This window comes from Fluviispira vulneris (genome assembly GCF_014281055.1).
GTDB classification, from domain to species: Bacteria; Bdellovibrionota_B; Oligoflexia; order Silvanigrellales; family Silvanigrellaceae; genus Silvanigrella; species Silvanigrella vulneris.
This window is the reverse complement of record NZ_JACRSE010000001.1, coordinates 897146-919923: the sequence shown is the minus strand read 5'-3', so window position 1 is coordinate 919923 and position 22778 is coordinate 897146. Positions and strand designations below refer to the sequence as shown.

General features: G+C 32.8%; 17 protein-coding genes. 5 read left to right on the top strand and 12 right to left on the bottom strand.

Features of this window, described 5'->3' with window-relative positions; genetic code table 11:
- Positions 1–20: 20 nt before the first annotated feature.
- A complete protein-coding gene (locus tag H7355_RS03720) occupies positions 21–632 on the top strand; it encodes a crossover junction endodeoxyribonuclease RuvC (protein WP_186645339.1) in 612 nt (203 codons plus the stop codon).
- On the opposite strand, the gene H7355_RS03715 is transcribed toward H7355_RS03720, so the two are convergent.
- The gene (locus tag H7355_RS03715) at positions 598–3327 is read right to left on the bottom strand and encodes a M1 family metallopeptidase (protein WP_186645337.1); all 2730 of its coding nucleotides are present in this window, start codon (positions 3325–3327) and stop codon (positions 598–600) included. The genes H7355_RS03720 and H7355_RS03715 overlap by 35 nt on opposite strands.
- A 473-nt stretch (positions 3328–3800) precedes the next feature.
- Between H7355_RS03715 and H7355_RS03710 the strand changes: the two genes are divergently transcribed.
- Positions 3801–6341 (top strand): hypothetical protein, encoded by a 2541-nt coding sequence (locus tag H7355_RS03710; protein WP_186645335.1) that lies wholly within the window; start codon positions 3801–3803, stop codon positions 6339–6341.
- 83 nt (positions 6342–6424) lie between these two features.
- Here the strand turns inward: H7355_RS03710 and H7355_RS03705 are convergent, their stop codons facing one another.
- Positions 6425–7027 (bottom strand): FMN-binding negative transcriptional regulator, encoded by a 603-nt coding sequence (locus H7355_RS03705; RefSeq protein ID WP_186645333.1) that lies wholly within the window; start codon positions 7025–7027, stop codon positions 6425–6427.
- Between the two features lie 598 nt (positions 7028–7625).
- Here H7355_RS03705 and H7355_RS03700 point away from each other — a divergent pair.
- Entirely contained in the window at positions 7626–9149 is a 1524-nt protein-coding gene (locus H7355_RS03700) for an ArnT family glycosyltransferase (RefSeq protein ID WP_186645331.1), read from the top strand.
- A gap of 76 nt (positions 9150–9225) precedes the next feature.
- Here H7355_RS03700 and H7355_RS03695 read toward each other — a convergent pair whose 3' ends face one another.
- Positions 9226–10155, bottom strand: coding sequence for a DUF2079 domain-containing protein (locus H7355_RS03695; RefSeq protein ID WP_186645329.1), 930 nt, complete (start codon positions 10153–10155; stop codon positions 9226–9228).
- A 970-nt stretch (positions 10156–11125) separates the two neighbouring features.
- Here H7355_RS03695 and H7355_RS03690 point away from each other — a divergent pair.
- Positions 11126–11698, top strand: coding sequence for a hypothetical protein (locus tag H7355_RS03690; protein ID WP_186645327.1), 573 nt, complete (start codon positions 11126–11128; stop codon positions 11696–11698).
- A 97-nt stretch (positions 11699–11795) separates the two neighbouring features.
- On the opposite strand, the gene H7355_RS03685 is transcribed toward H7355_RS03690, so the two are convergent.
- The 5 genes from H7355_RS03685 to pepF form a co-directional block, all read right to left on the bottom strand.
- On the bottom strand, positions 11796–12560 hold the full coding sequence (locus H7355_RS03685; protein WP_186645325.1) for an Nmad3 family putative nucleotide modification protein: 765 nt from the start codon (positions 12558–12560) through the stop codon (positions 11796–11798).
- A gap of 159 nt (positions 12561–12719) precedes the next feature.
- Entirely contained in the window at positions 12720–12953 is a 234-nt protein-coding gene (locus H7355_RS03680) for a hypothetical protein (RefSeq protein WP_222435650.1), read from the bottom strand.
- Positions 12954–13198: 245 nt separating this feature from the next.
- On the bottom strand, positions 13199–13744 hold the full coding sequence (hpt, locus tag H7355_RS03675; protein WP_186645323.1) for a hypoxanthine phosphoribosyltransferase: 546 nt from the start codon (positions 13742–13744) through the stop codon (positions 13199–13201).
- 24 nt (positions 13745–13768) lie between these two features.
- Complete coding sequence (locus tag H7355_RS03670) at positions 13769–14632, bottom strand: purine-nucleoside phosphorylase (RefSeq protein WP_186645321.1); 864 nt, start codon at positions 14630–14632, stop codon at positions 13769–13771.
- Between the two features lie 157 nt (positions 14633–14789).
- Positions 14790–16604, bottom strand: coding sequence for an oligoendopeptidase F (gene pepF / locus H7355_RS03665; protein ID WP_186645319.1), 1815 nt, complete (start codon positions 16602–16604; stop codon positions 14790–14792).
- A 222-nt stretch (positions 16605–16826) separates the two neighbouring features.
- Between pepF and H7355_RS03660 the strand changes: the two genes are divergently transcribed.
- A complete protein-coding gene (locus tag H7355_RS03660) occupies positions 16827–18119 on the top strand; it encodes a dicarboxylate/amino acid:cation symporter (protein WP_186645317.1) in 1293 nt (430 codons plus the stop codon).
- Between the two features lie 46 nt (positions 18120–18165).
- Here the strand turns inward: H7355_RS03660 and H7355_RS03655 are convergent, their stop codons facing one another.
- The 4 genes from H7355_RS03655 to H7355_RS03640 are packed head-to-tail and all read right to left on the bottom strand — an operon-like array spanning position 18166 to position 22748.
- Positions 18166–20019 (bottom strand): IucA/IucC family protein, encoded by a 1854-nt coding sequence (locus H7355_RS03655; protein WP_186645310.1) that lies wholly within the window; start codon positions 20017–20019, stop codon positions 18166–18168.
- Entirely contained in the window at positions 20012–20800 is a 789-nt protein-coding gene (locus tag H7355_RS03650) for an ABC transporter ATP-binding protein (protein ID WP_186645308.1), read from the bottom strand. Before H7355_RS03650 ends, H7355_RS03655 begins: the two co-directional genes overlap by 8 nt.
- A gap of 7 nt (positions 20801–20807) precedes the next feature.
- Complete coding sequence (locus H7355_RS03645; protein ID WP_186645306.1) at positions 20808–21812, bottom strand: FecCD family ABC transporter permease; 1005 nt, start codon at positions 21810–21812, stop codon at positions 20808–20810.
- A 3-nt stretch (positions 21813–21815) separates the two neighbouring features.
- Positions 21816–22748 (bottom strand): FecCD family ABC transporter permease, encoded by a 933-nt coding sequence (locus H7355_RS03640; protein ID WP_286190647.1) that lies wholly within the window; start codon positions 22746–22748, stop codon positions 21816–21818.
- Between the last annotated feature and the right edge of the window lie 30 nt (positions 22749–22778).

Genomic DNA, 22778 nt, shown 5'->3' with positions numbered 1-22778 from the left:
CATATGGATAAACAATTTTTATGCGCATAATTGGAATTGATCCGGGCACACGCATTGCGGGTTATGGCGTTGTCGATCTCTCAGAACAAAAAAGTTTAAAAGCAATTGCTGCAGGTGCATGGAAATTGGATGTGCAAAAAGAACTTCCTCCACGCTTAGCAACTTTGGCTATTGAATTTAGACGTGTGGTCGAGGTTTATAAGCCAAGTCATATGTGTCTAGAGTTGTCATTTTTAGCTGACAATCCACGCACGGCTTTGTTTTTGGGACATGCGCGAGGCGTTATTTTATCTGAAGCGCATCAGCTTGGCTTAGTGATTTCAGAAATCAGTGCCACTTCTGCTAAGAAAATCATTTCTGGCAATGGACGAGCAGAAAAAGCTGCCATTGCAAAAATCATGTCCTCCATGTTGGGCTTTAACTTTGACAAACTTCCCTTCGATGCCACCGATGCCCTCGCTATTGCTTGTGCCGATGCGATGCGCAATCGCGATCAAGTCTTTGCCAATTCTGTTGTTCCATTAAGTGAAAAATCGCAAGCAAAAGTGAATATTCTAAATGAATGGCAAAAAAGAAAAAAGAAAAGTAACACACGGATTACGAATTTTGCTTCTCTTTTAAAGGCAAAATAAGTTTTAATTCCTTTATTTCTTTTTCTAAATTTGCAAGCTTTTCTTTCAGTTCAACAATTTCTACCAATTTTTCACCTATAGCTTCTTTTTCTATATTTTTGGCAAATTGGGCAAGAGATCTTCTTGCAAGTGGAATAAGGAAAGAAAATAAACCATAATTTTTCCGATTGACATATTGATAAAAAGCATTTTCATACCAGGGATCTTGGCTAGCGATCCACACCTGCGGCATGGTCATGACGACCCGGGTTGGAAAATATATTTTGGCAAAGCGATTTAAGGCGGGGCGAACCTCAGAGCGCAATTCAGGATAGCGTGAGACAATTTGTGCAAGAGCCATCAAAGCACCTGTGTTTATTCGCCAATGCTGGACAAACTCTTCCGTAATTGGAATGAGCTTCGCTATATATTTGCTGTTACCTAATTCTGCAATTAAACTAAAAGCTGCATTTTCAAGGAGACCATGGAAAGAACCTTCTTCTATTATTTCATCGGCGAGTTTCAGTATTTTTTTTCTATATTCTTCTTTTCTCAGTAAGCAATAATTCTTAGAAAGTTGGTTGATCCCAAGCAGTGCAGCTCTCTGTGCATGTAGGCTTTCCTTTTCATTTTGGCTTAACTTAACAAGCTGCTCAAATATTTTACTAGGCTGTTCATGATAACATTTTGCTAGAGCTGTGAGATAAGCAGCGCGACACAGGGAGTGTCTTTCTTCTATTTGTATTAGAAGATCATAGGCATATTGTGAACCTTTATCTGCCAATAAACAATATGTGGATTCACGAGCACGAAAACTGGGTTCTATTTTCAACCAATCTAAAATATATTTTAAATTTTCTCGACTTGGAAAATGCGCTAAAATACATTTTGTGGCAATGTATTTTAGGTAAGCTAATCTCGAGTCGTTATTTTTTAAGATATTTCTGCAATGTATTTCTGGTATTTTCTGCTCAGTTTCAGATATAAGGGTGGAGCGAGGATCAAATATGCAAAAAGAAATTTTTTGCTTAAGCGGAAGAATAATTTTCTTAATTTTCTCGTCGACGTAAACTTTAATCTCTTCGCTACTACCATCCGTATAATAAATTACGATATAAGTTTCGAAAGAAAAGAGTGGGAATTCTTTTGAAATTTCTTGTTTCTGTTCAACTTTAATTTCAACAAAATTGGCATTTAATTCTGACATTGAAATATGCACGTCAAGAATAAGGTGTCCACCTCGGAATATAAAATTATCGAAATAAGGGGCGGGATTTATACCGCTACACTCTTGGATCGCATTCATTAAATCTAAAGTTTCAACAGCTTTAAAAGCATTTTTATTTAAATAATGATTTATGGATTTTTGAAATACTTTTTCTCCCATAATATCTCTTAAATAATTTAAAAAGAGTGCTGCTTTTTGGTATAAGTGAGCATCGAATATTTCTGCTGGGTATTCGTACTGCGAGCAAACGATAGGCCGTAAGTATGATTTTGCTTCTTGTAAGTAGCCTGATAATAAATGATCACGAGCATAAAAAATACCACTGACTTTGCCATTTTTAAATTCATCCCAAAGCATTTCACTTTGAGTGGCGAAGCCTTCGTTAAGCCAACCTTGAGACCAAGATTTGCAGGTGAGTAAATCGCCAAACCATTGATGAGCCATTTCATGCATTATTAAAATAGAGCGGAAATCAGTGCCCAAACTAAAATGAACGGGACCTAAGACTTCATCTGTATTAATAGTAATAGAAGTGTTTTCCATACCGCCGTAAATAAAGTCTGCGATAAATGCTTGCCCGTATTTTTCCCAAGGGAACTCATAATCCCAATAGTTGGAATAGAATTCAAGCATTTCTTTTGTTTCGTTTAGGATCACTTCTTTTTGTTTTTTGTGTTCTTGCGGAATTAAAATTGCGACTTCTTTTTTTCGCCAAATGTCGGAATAAAGTTCAAGTTCACCTGCAACGAGTGCCACTAAATAAGGTGAGTTTGCTTTATTCATTTTCCAATGTTGATATTTTTTATTGCCTTCTATTTTTTCCGTGACTTTTACACCATTTGAAAGTGCATTCCAGTCTTTAGGAAAAGTCACTTCTAGATCAGTCGTGACTTTCAAACGGGGATCGTTTTGACACGGGAACCAAAAAGAAGCATCTGTGTCTTGCCCTTGGGTCCAGATGCAATTGTATTTGGCATGACTTTTTGTCTGTTTATGAATAAAATACATGCCTGCATTGGGTTCAATGGTGTTGTATTTCACTTTCAAGATAAAATATTGATTGCTTTTTAACTTTACGGGCAGGGTTATATGTAATTTATCACTCGTGCTTTCATAAGAACATTCTTTGTACTGAATTTTTTCCAATTTTTTTAACGAAAGTTCAGAATTCTTTTTTCCGGAAAAATAATCTTCGAAGTTAAAAGGAGCATACGCAGCTTGAAAAATATTCAGCTCATTTGCATCGAGAAAAAACTTTTCTATCTGCTCTATCTTTGTTTGAAAGATAATATATGCTATACCATGTAGCGTATTGTTTTTAAAATCAATATCGAGATTTAAATGAATATGGCGCTGTTCAAGGGGTCTGTTGCTGTCATAATTTAGCTTTGTCACTTTATTTGCTGGAAAATGCTTTAAACCGTAAGAATTTTCAGATTTTTCTTCATTGCTATTAAATATTTTTTCTAAATGTGAGCCGATTATCATGCGGATCCCCCTTTTTGTCTGCTTGTTATTTATCCAAAAAGGGTTCAAACTTCAATAGAGGATATTATTTTCTCGGAAAGCAGAACGGATTGTGATGTGGCCAAGTGAAGTATTATTTGAAAGTGAAATAAAAAATTTATTTGGATTTAACTATGATTTCATTTCAAAACTTATATATAATTATGAAATTAATTTTAATAAACTTAACGATATTTGATAATATAATTCACATTCTTCGGGCGTGATTCTTTGCCACCCGCTTCACCTGTGCGACCCGAAATGATTTGGGGTAAGGCTGTTTTGACTTATTATTTAAATGCACAAAAAAAGCGCAATTATAGATTCATAAACCAGCTCACAAGATATTTTATAAAGAAATTGAAGGCTAAGATTATTTTATAAAACAAGTGTTATTGATTCCTTGAATAAAATGTGATTTAATAATTAATAAAATTTTTTTAAGGATTTAATGTATGTTTGAAAAAAATAAGTTCATAAGAGTTATAGTATTTTCATTTTCAATCTTTTTATTCTATTCTTGCGCAAAAAAAAAGGTAGTATATTTAAATGCGGATAACGTAAATGAAAAGCGTATCAATGCAATAAGTTTTAATGCAGCAAATTCTAAATTTAAAGATGGAACTAGTTCCCATGTGTCATATGCAGATATTGAGGAAAGAATAAAAAACTGTTCAATTGATAACTCAGAGTTTAAAAATGAAATTCATGAAATATTTAAAGAATATAGCAAAAAAGATCTTCTCAGTCATGTTGGTAATTCAGCAATACCTATATTGAGTATTCTCAATAGAATTAGCAAACTCTCTCAATCTGAGAAACCATTAAATACTAATATATATGCATGCTATTATCCTGAATTGTTTTTGGCGAATGCTCAACTTATGAATATTTTGCAAAGAGTTCCATTAGCACCATTTAATCAGGAATCGCTCAGTACAGACGATCCTGCAGAAAATGAGAATTGGAACGAACAAGACAATTTTTACAAAAGTCGTTTTGCTAAATTAAATGGACTAATTCGTTCTGCTGCGATTGCCTATCAGTTGGTTGAAAAAGGGCGTTCTTTTGAAGATAAGATTCCAAGAATTTACTCTGAAGATGAGAATGGAAATAAAAAATATTTATTTGGATTTAAAGAAGGTATAAGAGAAGAGAATCTAGATTATCAGCTTAGAACTTTAGCAGAAGCATTTTCTGCTATTGGCTTTTATGAGCGCGCTGTTTATCGCTGGAATGGAGTGACTTCTGCAAAAGAGTTGAATATGCCTGTTACTTTGCCTAATGAAAGTCTACAAGATGACCTCAAACAAATAATTTCACAACTTAAAAATACAAACTCAATTGAAGAAAATAATAAGCTCCCTTTAAAGCTTATTATTGCAGCCGACTTACTCAAGGCGGGTCAGTTTGCAACGGCTGCTTTAAGTGGAAATAATTGTAGCACAAATAAAACGGGAGAAGTTCCTACAGATTTTATTTCATTGTGCTCCGAGCTCTCATTGATCAAAGAAAAAGCAATTAAGATTGATTTAAAACGATTGGTTTGTTCTAGCGCAAGCAAAGTTGCAATCGAACAATCTCCTGCTGATCTTTTAGCAAATATGTTTTGGAATGAAGCGCAGTGTGATGCATATATAAAATCAGAGCCTGAGCTTTCCAATAGCTTTCTGAACATAAAAGGGCTTTCTTATAATTATATCAATCCTGGAATACTCAATCCCTTGCGCTTGCAAAGAAAATATAAACGCTTACAAGATCAACTATTACAAATCAATCAACCACATTTGAACTATTTTGGAGAAGTTAGCTCACATGGCCCAATATTGGAAAGTATTTCGAAATATAGTCCAATTATAAATGAAGTTGGATCTCTTGCTAAGGATTATTTAAACTTAGCAGAAAATAAAGTTTTAAATATGCCTTCAGTGTCAATGATTTTCGTAACTGAGGACTACTCGAATATTTTAGATTTAATTTCAAGAACAAAAATTAGCTGTTCCTATCTTGCATCATTCAAGGATGCACAAAGTTGTATGATTGATCTTAAAATTTTACAAGAAGAGCTCTCATTTAAAAATGATTGGTCACACAGTCAAAAAAAAATTATAAGTTTAAAATTTTACTCAAGTGATATTAGGGATAAATTGCTAATAATTTCTGATGATCATGAGCAGATATTTGACAATCAGTTTTTGGATGCTCTCAATACAAATGGTATTTCAAGTTTAAATTTTAATGAGAAATTTCTCTCAATTAAGAACCTTATTCTGGGTGAATTTAATAATGAATACTATAATTCACGTCTTATCGAAATGACTGTAAATATTATACAAGAAAATCCAAGAATAGATGAGTATAACTATTCAGCATTTAAATCTCAAGATGGTATTGCATATTTAATGCGTGATGGTCTTGATAAAAATTCATTAAATTCGGAATCTTGCGGAGAGAATTTTATTAATTATAATAATGATAAATATAGTAATTTTATGAAAAAATTGGAAATAAATAAAAATAAATATGGAAAAAGCTTTCCATATTTATTCAATCCTGTACATACTCAGAATTTTATGTGCTCTAAGGTTAAAACTACATATTCGGAATTGCCTGAAAATAATAATTTAGAAAATAGATACACTTCACTGAAATGGCTTCAACTTTTATCAAAAGATCCAAGTAGCTCTCCCTCTGTAAATGATATTTATTGGAAATCTTTGACTGGGTATTTATCGAATGTTCGAAATGAAATGCCCAGCCTCGTAAAGCATACAAATAATATAATAGGATGCTTAGAATCTGATGAACTCGATTTGCCTTCTTGTGCAATTGCAAAAGATTCAGTTGAGAAATCATTTGCAGGTCTTCCTTTTTTGGGTAACTACACATTTGTTTACACACCTCATCATTTAGATAAATTAGAAAATGGAAAGAGGAAGATTGATCAGAAGATTAAGATAGTTGGCGTTGAATTTAAATTTTTAATTTCAAACTGAGGGATTAAATCAAGTTTTAGGAGGAATTATTTCATTCAGCGATTAAGAAGTGAGTAAAGAATAAATTAAAGTAATTTTCACCCTCACACCAATTCATAAAAATCTTGCATAATATTATGAATTAAGTAGTTTTCATTTTTTTTCTCATTTAGGTTTTGCATGATAGAGATTCTATCTTCATCTGTTCTGTTTTGACTTATTTTAAATTTTGATTTTAGGGAGAGGATTTCAAATTCAAATCCTATTATTTCTGATAACATTTCGTTCATTAAAGCTTCAGACAGGCTGCTCATTGACCAATTTGTTTTTTCAAAGTAGGCGACTTGTTTCTCTAAAAGAGTTTTAATTTCTTCTTTATCAGTTATTTTATTTATTCTGACCTTAGCTAAAATTGTACAATAATTCCATGTTGGCACATTATAATCTTTGTTTCTGTACCAAGTGGGTGAAATATAGCTATTGTGGCTATTAAAGACCAGATGTGCATGTGTTCCAGTTGTAAGGATCTTGGTTATGTTATTCCTTCTGGCAAGGTGCCCTAAAAGTTTATTGCCAGATAAAGATACAGGAAGTGATGTGACTTCAAGCTCCTCATTGCGCAGAATAAGTGTCGCTAACGGATTGTGCTGGATTATTTTTTTTTCGAGCCATTCTTTATTGTGTTCTAGTTCTATTGGAATAAACATAGGAGCCCTCATTTTTATAATTAAATAAATTTATAAAAATGAGGATTGTATAACTATAGCTATGTATGTCAAGCATTCTGTATAAAAATTGTTGTTGTTCTTATCAAGGACAATGATTTTGATACTTATACATAAAATGAGACTAGAAAAAAAATAGTGGAATATGCAAGGAGTGTGACTAAACGTTTTTATCTAAATATGAATTTAGCTATATATATTTCAGTTGCTCGTTTGGAAATTATTCTCTTTTAGGCTATAAGTTAAGTCATTTTTATGAATTTAAGAGACAGTTTGGATGAAAAATGAAATAATTCGTTTTGCAATAAAAAAGTAAATGAGTTAGTAATTTTTTTGTGGTCGAAGGTTCGAAAGGCAGATCATTACGTCATGCATAGAAAGAGGTATAAGTTGGTATTTTATTATATATTATTTATTATTTATTATAAAAATCAACAATATCTTCTAAAATATTGGAGTGAATAAATGAATGTGAATATTTTTTTATATAATTATTGTTTAGAGAAATATCCTTTCGCTTATGAATTTTGCTTATAAAGATCAATGGTTATTAATTTTTTTATAGGGATATTTCTCAAAAATGAAGAAAGTTTTGCAGAAGAAATACTTATTATTTAGCTTACCTTTTCTTTTCCTATTCGCAGTGATTTTTCCAAAATTACTTGGGCATGGAATGTTTATAGATGGGGTGCTTTATGCGACAATTGCCCGTAACCTTTCACAAAATATAGGGACTTTTTGGGAGCCTTATTTCACCAAAACTATTTTCCCTTTTTTTTATGAGCATCCCCCTTTGGGATTGTATATTCAATCTATTTTATTTAGTATATTTGGCGATTCCCGCTGGGTAGAAAAAGGCTACGCTTTAGCCTTAGCTATCTTTCAATTACTGCTTATCTCTAAAATTTGGAAAAATATTTCAAACAAAAAAGATCTCTCTTGGGCACCTGCTTTTATCTTTGTTATAACTCCTATCGTTTTTTGGGCAATGGCAAATAATATACTTGAAAATATTTTAATTGTTTTTTTAATGATAGGCACCTTATTTATTATAAATGGGTGTAGAGCGCAAAAAAATTACGCAGCTATATTTTATGGATTTATATCAGCAATTTTTCTATTACTTGGTTTTTTATCAAAAGGTGTTTTTGCTTTATATCTGCTTGTTTTCCCATTTTTTTGTTTTTATTTTTTAGATAAAGCTAATAAATCAAAAGCCATTATTTGCCAAATATCACTCTTATTTTCAACATTAATATTATCCCTACCTTTTATTTTTTATAAAAAATCATTTGATTTCTTCAAATTATATTTTGAAAATCAAGTTTATAAAGGTCTCGTTGGGGATAGAGAAATTTCAGATCCTCATTTTGAAATACTAAGAGCTCTTTTAGAACAAATTGTGTTGCCTGTATCTTTATGCCTTATTATAGTGTTGTTTATTAGAAACTTGAAATTATTTAATTTTAATCGAACTACAATTCTTTATTTATTAATGGCTCTTTCTAGTTCATTGCCATTGGTTATCAGTTCCAAAAATCATGCGGCGTATCTCATGATTTCATTACCATTTTATGCTTTGATGATTGCCTCGTTGTTTTTAAATTATTTATCTAGATTTCAAGATTGGTGTATTCAAACAAAATATGGTGCATTTTTATTATATAGTTTAGTGATTACAATGACTTTTGTAATCATTATATTAAGCGCAAGAAATTATAATCGAGTTCTTAAAAATGCTGAGTACCACGATGATTTTACTATGCAAGGAAAAATGCCTTTAGAAAATAAATTAATAAGTTTTTGTCCAAAGTGGATGAGAGGCAAAGGTGCAACAAAGATGATGGCATCAAATTTGGCAAGAGATTATAATATATCGTTATCGCTAAATCCAAATCACCAATTTAGAATATTTTTACTAAATGATCCTGAAGCTTGTTCAATTCCAAAAGGATGTACTTTATTTTTTCCAAAAAATCCAAAAGAGTTTGCTATTTTTGACTGCCGAGAAATAAGCAGCATTGACTCTATAAATGGCGAGAACGAGGTTTTAATGGATTCCGCATTATTTTGGAATGATGGTAGTAAGCAACAACAGGAATAGACTCTAAGTCCATTGGATTTAAGTAGCCAATATTTGTATGCGATTTTTCTTGGTTACTTTCGAATGGGAGTTACCTTCAAATCCGACAAACTTTTTTTTCTTTTTTATAAAAAACCATGTAATGTATATCTTTATATAAGAGATTAAAATTTTTATCCTCTCGAATAATTCTGAATTCTTTTAGAAAATTTTGATACCCCTCATCATTGCTAAACTGCGATGGGTTTAAAAGTGAAATAATGACTATTTCAGATTTATAATAATTTTTTAATAAGTATCTTTTCGTTGAGTTTGGGAGAAAAACTATGCTAAGATGGTCTGCAGAAACAATAAGAGATGTTTTTGGGCAGCTATGGGTGATTATTTTTTTTATGGAATTAAAGGCTTTTAAATTATTTTCTTTTTCATATGTTTTATATGAATAGTTAGGTGAGTTGGTAGCTCGATCCATTCTTATTATTAAGATGAAAAGAATAATCGCAAAAATACCAGAAATAATGTTATTAGAATTTGGAAATTTATTAATAATTAATTTTATTAAATTGAGAAGTCCAAAAAAGGTTGCCAGATAAATTCCGGGGAGCATCATACCTGAATTATACCAAAATAAATGATTTTTATCAGTATCATTTGCTAAAAAGAGGAGAAGTCCAGGAATATGAATACAGAGCCATTGAAGTGGATTAAAAATTCCTAAATACAGAAAGCTTTCGTTGAAGGCAGGTGCGCCGCTTTTTGCCAAGGTTTCTAATACAAGCAGTGGCTGACTTAATACCGAAACAATAATTTCTCCCCAGGTGTTTCCCCACTGTGACCAGAAATCTGTCGCTCTAAGATCTTTTGCAGCGCCCATGAGAGGCATAAATATTTTTAAAGATAGGATCACATATATAACACAGATTATTAAATACAATGGAATATATCTTTTGGAATTGTTTCTTATTGTGTTTAAATCTTTAGGGATAAAATAGAGAGATAAGATTTGGAAAAATAAAAAGAACCCCATATCTTGCCTGACGCCAAGAGCGAGAAAGAGAGGTATTAAAATATAATAAAACTTTATATTTTCAAGTATCATAGTGATTGTTATAATTGATAATCCAAGGAAAAAAATTTCAAAATGGCCTGAAATAAAATTTTTATTTAAATATTTGTTTGCTAAAAATAGAAAAATTAAAAATAAAGATAATAATGAAATTAATAATTTTGAATTGAAGGATTTAAAAATAACTTTTAGAGTATAAGAAATATAGTAAATCAACCCAGCACAGCAAACTATATTACCAAAAAAAATCGTTATATATTGTGATTCAAAAATTCTGAAAAAAGGGGAAATTAATATCAACGTAGGAGTCCAGTGAACAGATAAATGATTTAAGCTATTATCATCGACAACAAATAATTTACCATAGGCTGTATTTGCTAAAAAATTACTAATAAGCCCTAAATCATGGAATCCAAAGTAACTTGCTTTGAAAAATGATCATGACACAAGTATCGCTTTGATTGAGAAAAACAAAATAAATATATAAGAAATGAGTTTAATTCTTTTTTGAAATAGTTCATCCATCAAAATCTCCTTGAATTTTGTTAAATTCATAACATATATTTAGATGGATGTAAGTACTTTGCATGCTCTAACATCAAATATTCTTTACTTGTTGCTCGTAAGTGAAGAATATTTGCAGAGTACTTCTTTTCGTCGAGTGATTTTTTTGTCGTGATTTTCTAAATTATCTAATCTTTGGCTTTCATTAAGACAGCCGTAGATGGAAGTATTTATTTTGTAGTGTTTTGCAAAATCCATTATTTAAATTAATAAATAATGGATTTAGATAGAAATTATATTTATAATTTTAGAAGAATAATTAACAATTATTAACTGTCAGTATTTTGACAGTTCTGTTTTATAAGAACATTTTATTGGTTTAATCAGTTCAAGTTTTCAAACCACAATCGATTTTAAGGAAACAATTATGAACACCAAAATATTATCTATATTTTGCATGACTTCTTTTTCTTGTATTGCATTTGCTGATAGTTTACTTCCGAATTATTCTGCCTGGTACGCTCCAACAGACGGTTATTGGGGAGACTGGGGAGCTTGGGATAGATGTCCTCAAGGCCAATATGTTGATGGCTTTAAACTCAAATCAGAATCATATCAAGGTGAAGGTGATGACACTGGGTTAAACGGTATTTCATTGCATTGTAATGGCGGTGCCAATGTAAGCAGTTCTGTTGCGCAATGGGGATCTTGGAGCAATGATTCATATTGTTATGGCCCAGCCATAGGCTTTGCTATTCAAATTGAATCTCCTCAAGGCGATAATGCTGACGATACTGCTGCAAATAATTTTAAACTCATTTGTAGCAGTGGAAATAGTGCATACGCAAATGTGCAAACAAATTTTGGAAATTGGAGTCAAGATTTAGTTTGTCCAGCAGGACAGGTTGTTGTAGGAATACAAACTCGGGTTGAATCTGACCAAGTTGGTGGGGATGATACTGCATTAAATGGTGCACGACTTATTTGTGGATACCGTTAAATTAATAAATAGTTCTTGTTATAAAATATATAAATTGCAAACAATATTTTACAAGATCTAAAATCTCACTCTCGCTTTTTTAGCCAGCTCTTCCCAATCAAGGAATACTCCATTCTGTCCAATGATTATTTTTTCCGTGTTTTTCTAAATCATTTAAAATTTGGCTGTAATTAAGACAAACACGGATGGAGTCATTTAATTTTGTTTTTGGCATTTTCCAGTCTTTTACGAATTTGGGCAGAGGTGAGCAGTCCTCTGCAATGCGGAGAGGTTTTTTAAAAAAGACGGAACGGTGAATGTCTCCTTGAATCAAAAGAAGTGATTTTTTCTCTGGTGTAACAATGTGTTGATCTTTATAAATAATATGTTCGTTGCAAGAAGTCTTAAAGTTTCCCAGTTTTTCTTCTTCGATAGGTCCTTTTAATTCTAAAATATCTTGCATAGCATTTTCTATTACAAAGTAACCGATAATATATAAATGGGGAGAGCCATTTAATAAAAAACTCTCTTCAGTCGTTTCATACAACTGAAGAGAAGCGCAAAATAGTAAAAGATCGTCGTCGTTTAATTCTTTCAAACGAGGGATATGAGTTTTTCGAGTCTCACCATAAGTAAAAGAATAAAATTCTGGATCAAAATGAGCTGTTCCTTCGTCTACAAAAGAACTTAAATGCATTCCGTGTAGCAGTGCGTTTTGACAATTTAATTTACTGTAATGTTTATGATTGTGTTTTTTATTTTTATTAAATTCTTTTTCAAGCGGTGATGGGATATATTCATAAGTGCCATCGTTAAAAATGGGAGACAAACCTTGATTGTCTTTTAAATTTGCGCCAACTTTTAAAATCAAAGCACAATTCATAGCGCGCATCCTTTTTAAATATAAGAGATGGAAAGCAATATTTATATCATAAGAATATAGAAAAGATTTTTAAAAAGGATGGCAAAAAATTGTCATTAAAAAGCCACTGTTTCTTTTACCTTAAAGAAACAGTGGCTTCTGTATCTGGCAACGAAAAAATTATTGGTGTGATGCACCTTCTTCAGTTTTCTTCTTATTCTTCTTAGCTTTCTTCTTCTTTTCTTTCTTTGGTGCCTCTGGACTCGCATTTGCCGCTGGTTGTGCTGCAGATGCAGTGCTTGTTGCAGGCGCAGCTGCTGGTTCAGCGGCTGCAGACTGTGTATTTTGAGCAAAAGATGGACCTGAGATTGACAAAATCAAAGCAGATGAAACGATCATCGGAATTAGTTTCATAGGAAACCTCCATAATCCGGGCTTTTCGCTCAACGGATAATATTCATTAAAAATTGAGAGTCCTTTACCATCACAAAAATAATATGAACTCTGCATTGGATTCTCAATTATAATAAACTATAAAAGTGTTCTTTTTATTCCAAAGCTGAAAAAAGAGTTGATCAGAAAATGTCAAAAATATGACTGTCGAATTAAATAATAAGCTAAGCTTGATTTATGAGATACTGTTTCCTTATTTCTAAAAATTAAGCTTTTATTAAGTCTGCTACGTAAGGAAGATTTCTGTATTTGCCATCGAGGTCGAGGCCATAGCCAATCACGAAGTTTTTGGCAATTTGAAAGCCAATGTAATCAGCTTTTAAAGGGTATTCATGTGCTTCTGGCTTGTCTAATAATGAACAGACTTTGATAGATTTTGTGTTGCTTTTTTGGAGTTCATTTAACAAAAAGTTTATTGATCTTCCTGTGTCAACTATATCTTCAATCACAAGAATATGCTTGCCTTCGAGATCCTTAGGAAGTGGGGTAACGAGATTAATATTTCCCGTGCTTGTCGTGCCTTCATAGCTTTTTATGCGCACAGTTTCTATTTCAGTTGGCATTGCTAAATTTCTAACGAGATCGGACGCAAAAATAAGAGCTCCGTGTAGGACAATCAATATAACTAATGTATTTTCTGTGCCATAGTCATGGTTGATTTGTTCTGATAATTGTTTAATTCTTTCACGTATATCAGACTCGCTAAATAAGACTTTAACATTCATAAGAGTGTTGTTTACTTGAATTTGCATTTACAAAGCCCCGCTATAATTAGACTAAACCTCAAGCGCAACTGCGGTTTTGAGGACGATATTGGCCATATCTTGGGAAAATAGCGAGCCCATATCCATGACATCGGAGTGATCGAGAGTTTGGTGCTTTAGGCCAGCTCCGTAGTTTGTGAGACAACTGATACCTGCAATTTTTACGCCGAGTTGACGAGCTGCAATGGCTTCAAGAACAGTGCTCATACCAACGGAGTGTGCACCCATCGTTTGCATCATACGAATTTCTGCTGGTGTTTCATATTGAGATCCCATGACGCCAAAATAAACTCCATTGTATATTTTATGACCTAAAGCATTTGCAGTGTATTCAAATTGCTTTTGCCATGCCGGAGTGTAACAGGAGGTCATATCAACAAAACGAGCACCAAAACCTTCGCCAAATTCGCCATTGAGTGGGCTCATTCCAGTTGAGTTGATGTGATCTGAAATAATCATCATCCTTCCCAATTCCCAGTTGGTATTCAAACAGCCAGCTGCGTTTGTCAATATAATTCCTTTAACCCCCCAAGATATCATGCTTCTGACATTATGAACGACTTCTCCAGCATTATTGCCTTCATAACCGTGATTGCGTCCTCTCAAAAACGCAATTTGCCGTTTTTTATGAGTCCCATCAGGCAGTTGAACTTCTATCTCACCAACGCGAAGATCTCCTGCATGGCCAGCAACATGTGCTGCTTTAAAGCCAGGAATTTCAGAGAAATGGATAGATTTCATTTCAGAAATATTGGGTATAGCGTTTGAAAGACCAGATCCTAAAACGATACAAATGTCAGGTGCATTAGGATGCCATTTTTTAAGAAAATCACTGCTTGCCGAAACATTTTTTACGTATTTATTTTGTTCCATCATAGTCTTTCTGCCTTCGTTTTAAATTTAGAAAATTGAATTCAAAAACTGCAATAATTCCGAGTAGTGTGATTTTCCACTCGGGGACTATATAGAACAACTAAACAGAATGTACAAGGATCTCAAGATATAGTGATAATTTTTTTAAATGTGTATGAAATTAACTAAAAGTTTTTTCCGCTAATTCTATGTTACGTTTATAATTCTCAAATGCATTTGCCACGGGATCAGAATTTAAGAAGTCTATTCCTGCATCTTTTAAAATATCAAGTGGAGATTTAGATCCTCCAGCCTTTAAAAAGCTAAAGATTTTTTCTCTAGTTTTTTCTTTGTCAGTGCGAAGATTTTCAGAAAGGGCAAGTGAAGCGCAGTAGCTGGTGGCATATTTATAAACATAAAAAGCGGAATAAAAATGAGGGATACGCATCCACTCATGCTTTACATACTCAGGATATTCACACTCACTTCCATACCAAAATTTATTCAAATTTAAATAAATTTCTTCAAGTGTGTCCGGAGTAAACGATTCTTCTTTATCTGCAATTAAAGATGCCTCTCGCTCAAATGCAGCAAATAAAACTTGACGTAAAACAGTTCCCTCAAAGTTTTCTATGTTTTCAGACAGAACGGATTTTGCAAGGTCTGAATCCTTCATATGAGTTAAAATATAGTCACTTAAGAGAGCTTCATTCAATGTGCTGGCGACTTCTGCAACGAATATTGTATAATTTGCATTATGATAAGGTTGGTGCTTATGACTGTAATAGGAATGCATCGAGTGGCCTAATTCATGTGCTAGGGTATAGACATCACTTAAAGTACCAGTCCAAGTTTGCAGCATATATGGTCGAGAAGTATAGGTGCCCCAAGAAAAAGCTCCAGATCTTTTTCCTTCATTTTCTGCTCTATCAACCCATCTATCCTGAGTCAGACCTTGGGTAGCTATTGCAACATACTCTTCTCCGAGAGGTGCTATAGCTTTAAGTACAATATCTCTACCTTCCTCCCATGTAAAAGTAACTTCTTCTTTACTTTCAAATAAAGAAACAGCTCTATCATAAGGTTGGACAGCATCAATTTTCAATAATTTCTTGCGCAACTTCATGCTACGATGGAGCAAAGAAATATTTTTTTTAATAGCATCTATTAAGCCATCATATAAGCTTACAGGAATAGCATCATCAAAAAGTTCAGCTTCTAAATATCCTGAAAATTTTCTTACTTTAGCTACAGTGGAACCAGATAACATATTCCCATAGTAGTTGGATGTAATTGTGTTACGCCATTTGCAAATTTCACTGTTATATGAATTGTATGTATTTTTTCTTAATACACGGTCTTTTGCCTGTAAGTTGAGAGAGTAACGTGAGTTTGAAACAATATGTTCTTTGCCATTGCTATCAAGTGCGTTTGAAAATTTAAGATCGGCATTGTTCCATTTACTATGAATTTCATCAAAAATATTTAAGGAAACAGATAATTTTGCTAATAGACTTTCTTCTTGTTCAGTTAATATATGAGGTTTTTTTCTAATTAGCTCCATTATTTTAAATTGATAAGTTTTTAAAGGTTCAATTTTAATCCATTCGTTAATCTGGGATATTTTTAATAATTCTGGTTCTAAGAAAGCAAATTTAGACATCAATCCAGAATGCTTAATTTCAATTTTACCCACTGCTTCACTTGATTCAGTATTTTTTACATCTTCTGTGTTACGGAGAGATGCATAAACAAATAAATTTTCGAGACGAAGGCTCAATTCATCTCTACACTTTAAGCAATCATAAATAATTTCAGGAGATTGAGAAAGTTTGTTTTTATATTTACTTTCTATGAGTTTTTCTAAATCATCTTCACTGGGTAATTTATTAAATTCATTAGTCCAATGGCTGAAATCTTGAAAAAGATCAGTTAAATTCCAAGTCTCTTCTGTTTTTACTTCACTTCGTTTTTGAATTTTCTGGATTTCTTTCATGAATCGTCCTCGCATTTGATGTGTGTCAAATAATTGTTTTGGATAAAACCACTTCGAACTTTTTCACTCTACAATATCTATTTGATATTATGTAAGTATATTTAATTTATTTTTTAAATATTGAAATAAAAAAAGTTTAAAATTGATTTATTGAACTGTACTTTTGCAAAAATAATCATATTGTCTGCTCCCATTTTTGATTTTATGAAGAGGATTGGTTTTATGGTCATACAGGACAAAAAAAAGTTTTTGAATTTTAAAAATATCAACACAATACTTATATTTTTGTCAGTGATTTTAGGTTTTTTTATGGGAACTCTGTTTCCAGAGTTTATGATATCCATTCGTTGGATTGGTGAAGTCTTTTTTAATATGCTCAAAATGCTTGTTCTTCCTCTTATTTTTTCCGCTTTAGTCAGCGCAGTGACTTCCATGGGAAGTTTAAAAAAGCTTGGCTCTATTGGGATGTATACGTTTTTATACATACTTACAAGCGTGTGTACCGCGGTGCTCATTGGGCTTTTCTTATTTAATACATTTAAGCCTGGGGTTGGTATTGATCCTATCTTAATTCTCGGAAAAGATTCTACCTTACAACAAAATACCCCAATGACTTTTGAAATTTTTATTACGAGTCTTTTTCCTCAGAATATTTTAGAAGCTGCGGTTAAATTAGAAATTATGCCTGTGGTTTTATTTGGTTTGGCATTTGCAGTGGCTTGTGCATCCTGTGGAGATTCAGCAAAATCTGTTTCTGTTTTCTTTACTGGGATTCGCAATGTTTTTATAAAAATGATCACTTGGGTTATCTTATTAAGTCCGCTCGGTATTTTTTCTTTGCTGGGAACAGGAGTGGCACAATCTGTCCAAGAAGGTCACCTCATGCAAGATATTAAAGGCCTTGCTATGTTTGTCTTGGTCTTCGGTGCAGGTCTTTGCCTACAGATAGGTTGGCAATTGTTAGCCGTAAAGTTTGTAGCGAGAAGGGCATTAAAACAATTTTCTAAAAGCTCATCCGCCGCACTTGTGACTGCATTTGGAACTTCAAGTTCGCTTGCCACTTTACCTTTAGCTATGGATGCAGCAGAAAAAGAAAAAGTACGTGATGATGTCAACCGTTTTGTCATGCCTTTTACTGCAACGATTAATTTAGGCAGTACAGTGATGTATGAAGCTTCTGCAGCTATTTTCTTTGCACAAATTTTGGGTTTAGAGCTTTCTTTAAGTCATCAAATTATTATTTTTGTGACATCTATTGTTGCAGGTATGGGAGCTGCCGGTGTGCCTGAAAGTGGTTTGATCACGATGGTAACAGTATTACGTGCTGTAAATATTCCAGTGTCTTCAATCACACTTTTGTTACCTCTTGATCGAATTTTAGATCGGTTTCGTACGATGGTGAACACTTGGGGTAATATTTGTTGTGCTTCAGTTGTCAATGAACTTGTTCATCGGAGAGAGAAGCAATTTTTGCAAAATAAAAACAATATATCTAAAACAATATCTGATAAATAGTAGAAAAAAATCAACTCTGATTTTTTTCTAAAAAAGAAGTTTTATGTTAGGGGATTGGATTGGCTATATTAACGAAATAATATTCTGTCAACTCCCCTTTTAAACGCATAAGGGTTAAAGCTTTTAATTGAATATTTTCTTGGAAAAGAAATTTTTCATCTTTCGTGACTTGGTCCGCAATAATAGGATCTTTTTTTAATTCAGCAAAAGTATTTTGACACAGTTCTTTCACATAATTCCAAAGTAATTTTTCATCAATATTGAATTCTTTGCGTATTGCAATAATAATTTCCCCAATATGACTTTGGAAAAATGAATAAAATATATTCTTATGTAAATAAGAATCATTTTTGCAAAATATAAGAGAGTTTTTTATGGTGAGATTGAGAAAATAATTTTGCCTTTCAAGTCGCTCTTGTGAAATTCTTATATCAGCAAAATCTCTTACTAATAGGCAATGAGGAACTCCTTTTTTGAAAATAGGAGTGCTATTTTGTAGATGTGCTTCGAGGCTAATGCCGTATTTACTCATAAGGGTTAATAGAGATGGAATAGATATAGAGATATATTTTTTAAAAAACTCTAGGGCAGCAATATAAAGTGAAGAATTATTTTCAGTATTTGCAAATTGTTCAATTAGCTCAGTTAAAATTAATTTTTCACTAATAGGAGAGATTTCAAGCAGTGCAGCTGCAGGCATACATATTTCATTAACCGATAAATTTTTCTCTGGATTTTCCCGCATAAGGCAACTTAAATTTCTTCCAAGTGAGTCTCTGACAGAGGAATCGACCAAAGTCGATTTTTCCTCGAAATAAATTCCTGATATTTCGCCTTGAATTTTAAATTTACCACATAAGAAATCGGGAAGACTCAATTGAATTGTTTTCAGTATTTGTGAAATAAGTGGACCACTTTGGGTCGAGCGGGGAGAAATTGTGCGCACATCGCTTGTGGTCAAAATATTTATTGCTGTTTTTATATGAAACCGTTTAATCATATCTGTATTTTCAGGAGCAAATGAACGAAAAGAAACTAATGAACGTGCAGGGATTTCAATTGAGTTTAAAGGAACAATTATTTTTTCTGAAAGATAATGCTTAAATAGAACTTTAATGGTATGTTTATATTGCCATGGGTGAACAGGTATCAGTTCATAGTTTTGAAAATCAATATTGTTTTTTTCTGCTTCTATTAATATTTTATCGGAAAAATTAGGATAGTCTGCTAAGAGTAAATCTCTGAAATGGGTAAACTCGATTAATGTTACTTTACAATAATCTTTGTGAACAGCTAGCATTTTTAACGGCACAATTTTTCGCCATTCTGGCGAATAAGCAATGAGTTCTTCTAAATTTAAACCCATACGAGTTTTTGCGCCTGGATGAAGAGGATGGCCTTTTATGACACATTGTTCGTAAAAGGCCATAGGGCTAAAATTAGGATCTTTTTCACGTTCAATTAAGACCCAATCCAGAGATGATGTGATTCGTTTATTATTCTTATGCGAAAATTTATATTTATTCATTTCAAATGACATCTGTGCTAATATCATGTTCGAAACACTATTCTCTATTTCATTTTTAAAACGCATGAAAATATCTTCTGAATCATTGTTTTCTGCGAGCCACTCTTCTTGAAAGAGTTGAAGAAGATCGCAAGGATGAGAAATTTCTTTTGTTTCATTTTTATCAATTAGAGTGATTGTGCTCGTAAGATCGAATCTTTCAAATGATGCATAAGGATTTATTTCAGCATATAATTCTTTATTTTGTGAAAGCTTTACTGCTATTCGATTTTTATTTGGGTAAGATATTTTATCATTTTGAATTATTTTTTCACGAATAATAGCTTGAAATAATCTATTTAAAATGGCTTGTTTGGCAATTTCTTCAAACATATGACACCTCAAGTGGAAAAAAGAGAGGGGTATTATCGATTCTATTGCTTATTATAAGTCCTTTAACACCAAAAATATCTTCAATTATTTTTTCATCTAGTATTTGTTGAATGTTTCCTTCAGTTAGAATTTTTCCATTTTTTATCGCAATAATATGATCTGCGATTTTTGCAGCATGATTAATGTCATGCACGACCATCACTATGGTTTTTTTCTGAGTTCGATTCAGATTTTCAAGAATATTTAATACTTCAATTTGATGGCGCATATCTAAATAAGTCGTAGGCTCATCTAAAAATAAGTATTCTCCTTCCTGTGCAAGAGCCATGGCGATCCAAGCTCGTTGTTTTTGACCTCCCGATAAATCGCTCAAACGTTTTTGTCTGAGTTCTTGCATATCTGTTACATTAAGTGCCCAATCAATAGCATTATAATCTTTTGGACTTAAAGATCCAAAAAAAGATTGGCGTGGAAATCTTCCATATTGCACAAGTCGCTCAACAGTAAACTCCTGGGGAGCTTCAGGTGATTGTGGCAAAATGGCTAAGATCTTTGCAACTTCTTGGCTTGAACAGCTATGGATGGATTTTCCATCTAAATAAACAGTCCCACTGGAAGGCATAATGATCCGCGCTATCGTTTTTAATAAAGTTGATTTTCCTGAACCGTTGCTGCCAACGAGTGCGGTTATTTTATTTTTTCTAATTTTAATATTTAAATTATGTAAAATTTCTTTTTGAGAATAGGAAATGCATAAATTTTCGCAATATATTTCAGACATAATTCTTTTAATACCTTTCTTTAAGAAGCAAATATATAAAATAGGGAGAGCCGATTAATGTTGCTATAAGTCCTGCAGGAACTTCGTGTGGGGCAAAAATCGTTCGGCCAATTGTGTCAGAGATAATAACGAGAAATGCTCCTCCAAGGGCAGAAAATGGAATAATTATTTTGTAATCATAATCAAATAATTTACGCATTATGTGAGGAATAATTAATCCGACAAAACCAATCGGGCCAACAACGCAAACGGCACTCGATGAAAGAAAAATAGCAAGAGCTAATAAAATAATGCGAGATAAATTTATATTCACTCCCAGACCAATTATTATTTCATCACTTAAAGTTAAAATATTTATTCTCTGTGATAAAATAATAGCTAGAAAAGATCCGATAAAAGTGCATGGAAGAAGAAAATAAAATTCATTCCATTCTTTTCCCCATAGACTGCCCGAGAGCCACATATAGATTGAGCCAACTTCATTGGTATTATTTACTAAGATAAATGTTGTACATGCTTGGAAAAAAGCATCGATTCCAATACCAGATAAAATTAATCGCAAAGGTGTTATTCCATTTTTAAATGCGAAAATATAAACTAAAATACTAGAGAATATAGCTCCTAAAAATGCTGCAATAGGTAGAATAAAAAAACTTGTATTGCTAAAAACGAGTAGAGATAATACCGAAAAAAAACTAGCTCCAGAGTTGATACCAATGATATTCGGTGCAGCGAGTTGATTTTTAGTGACAGATTGTAATATTGCACCAGCAATAGCGAACTGAGCGCCAGCACAAGCTCCAATTAAGAGTCGTGGAAGCCGGTATTCAAATAAAATAGTATTTCCCAAATAATTGTTAATAATGTCTGGAAATAAATGGGAAATATTTATTTTAACATCTCCTACAAAACTGCTAAAGAGAATAAAAATTACTAAAGCAATTAAGAGAAATAAAAAAAGAGAGATTTGTTTAGTTTGTGCAAGAATATTTTTTGTAAATGCTGTCATCATATTTTATGCCGCCTTATCTCCATGTTTTCTAATCAAATATAAAAAGAAAGGGCAACCTAAAAATGCAGTTATGACTCCTACAGGTATTTCAATAGGTTTTAATATAACACGTGCAATAAGGTCAGATAAAACAAGCAAAAAAGCTCCAAAAATAGCGCAAAATGGGAGCATTATTTTATAATCATCGGATATGAGTTTTCTAACTATATGTGGAACAATCAAACCAATAAAACCGATTGCTCCTGAGACACTTACTGATGCTCCAGCTAAAATAATGATAAGTACACAAAGGATCGTGCGGATTTTCCATAGATTTAGACCTAAAGATTTTGCTATGTCGTCACCTAGAGAATAAGCATTCATAAAATGGGAAAAAATAAATGCACTCGCTAAAGCACAGAATGACCATGGGAATATTTGTGATAAATGTTCCCAAGTGACACCTGCCAATCCACCAGCAAGCCATGCGTAAATCATGCCTGCATTTTCTCCTAAGGAAATCAGCATTCCAGTACTGAGAGCATAGAGAAAACTGCTGATGGAAACGCCGGCGAGAACTAATTTACCAATTGATTGACGTTTTGTTATCGAAATAAGATAAACAAAACCACCTCCTATTGCAGCTCCCATAAAAATAAATAAAGTCATTAAATTCTGGGATATGGTCAATTGGAAAAATGAAATTAAGACAAAAACAAGTGATGCTCCTGCGGACACTCCCATGATTTTTGCCTCCGCTAAAGGATTGCGTGTAAGGCATTGCATAAGAGCACCTGCGACGGCTAAATTAGCCCCTATCAGAGCAGCAAGTGCTGTGCGCGGTAAACGCAGAGTGTTGATTATGATTGAATCCATGTCGCTATTATTCTGAAATAAATATTTCCACACACGCGAAAATTCTATATGCACACTTCCAAAAGCTAAACTCAATAGCATCGCAATAAATAGGAAAAGCAATAGTAGAAA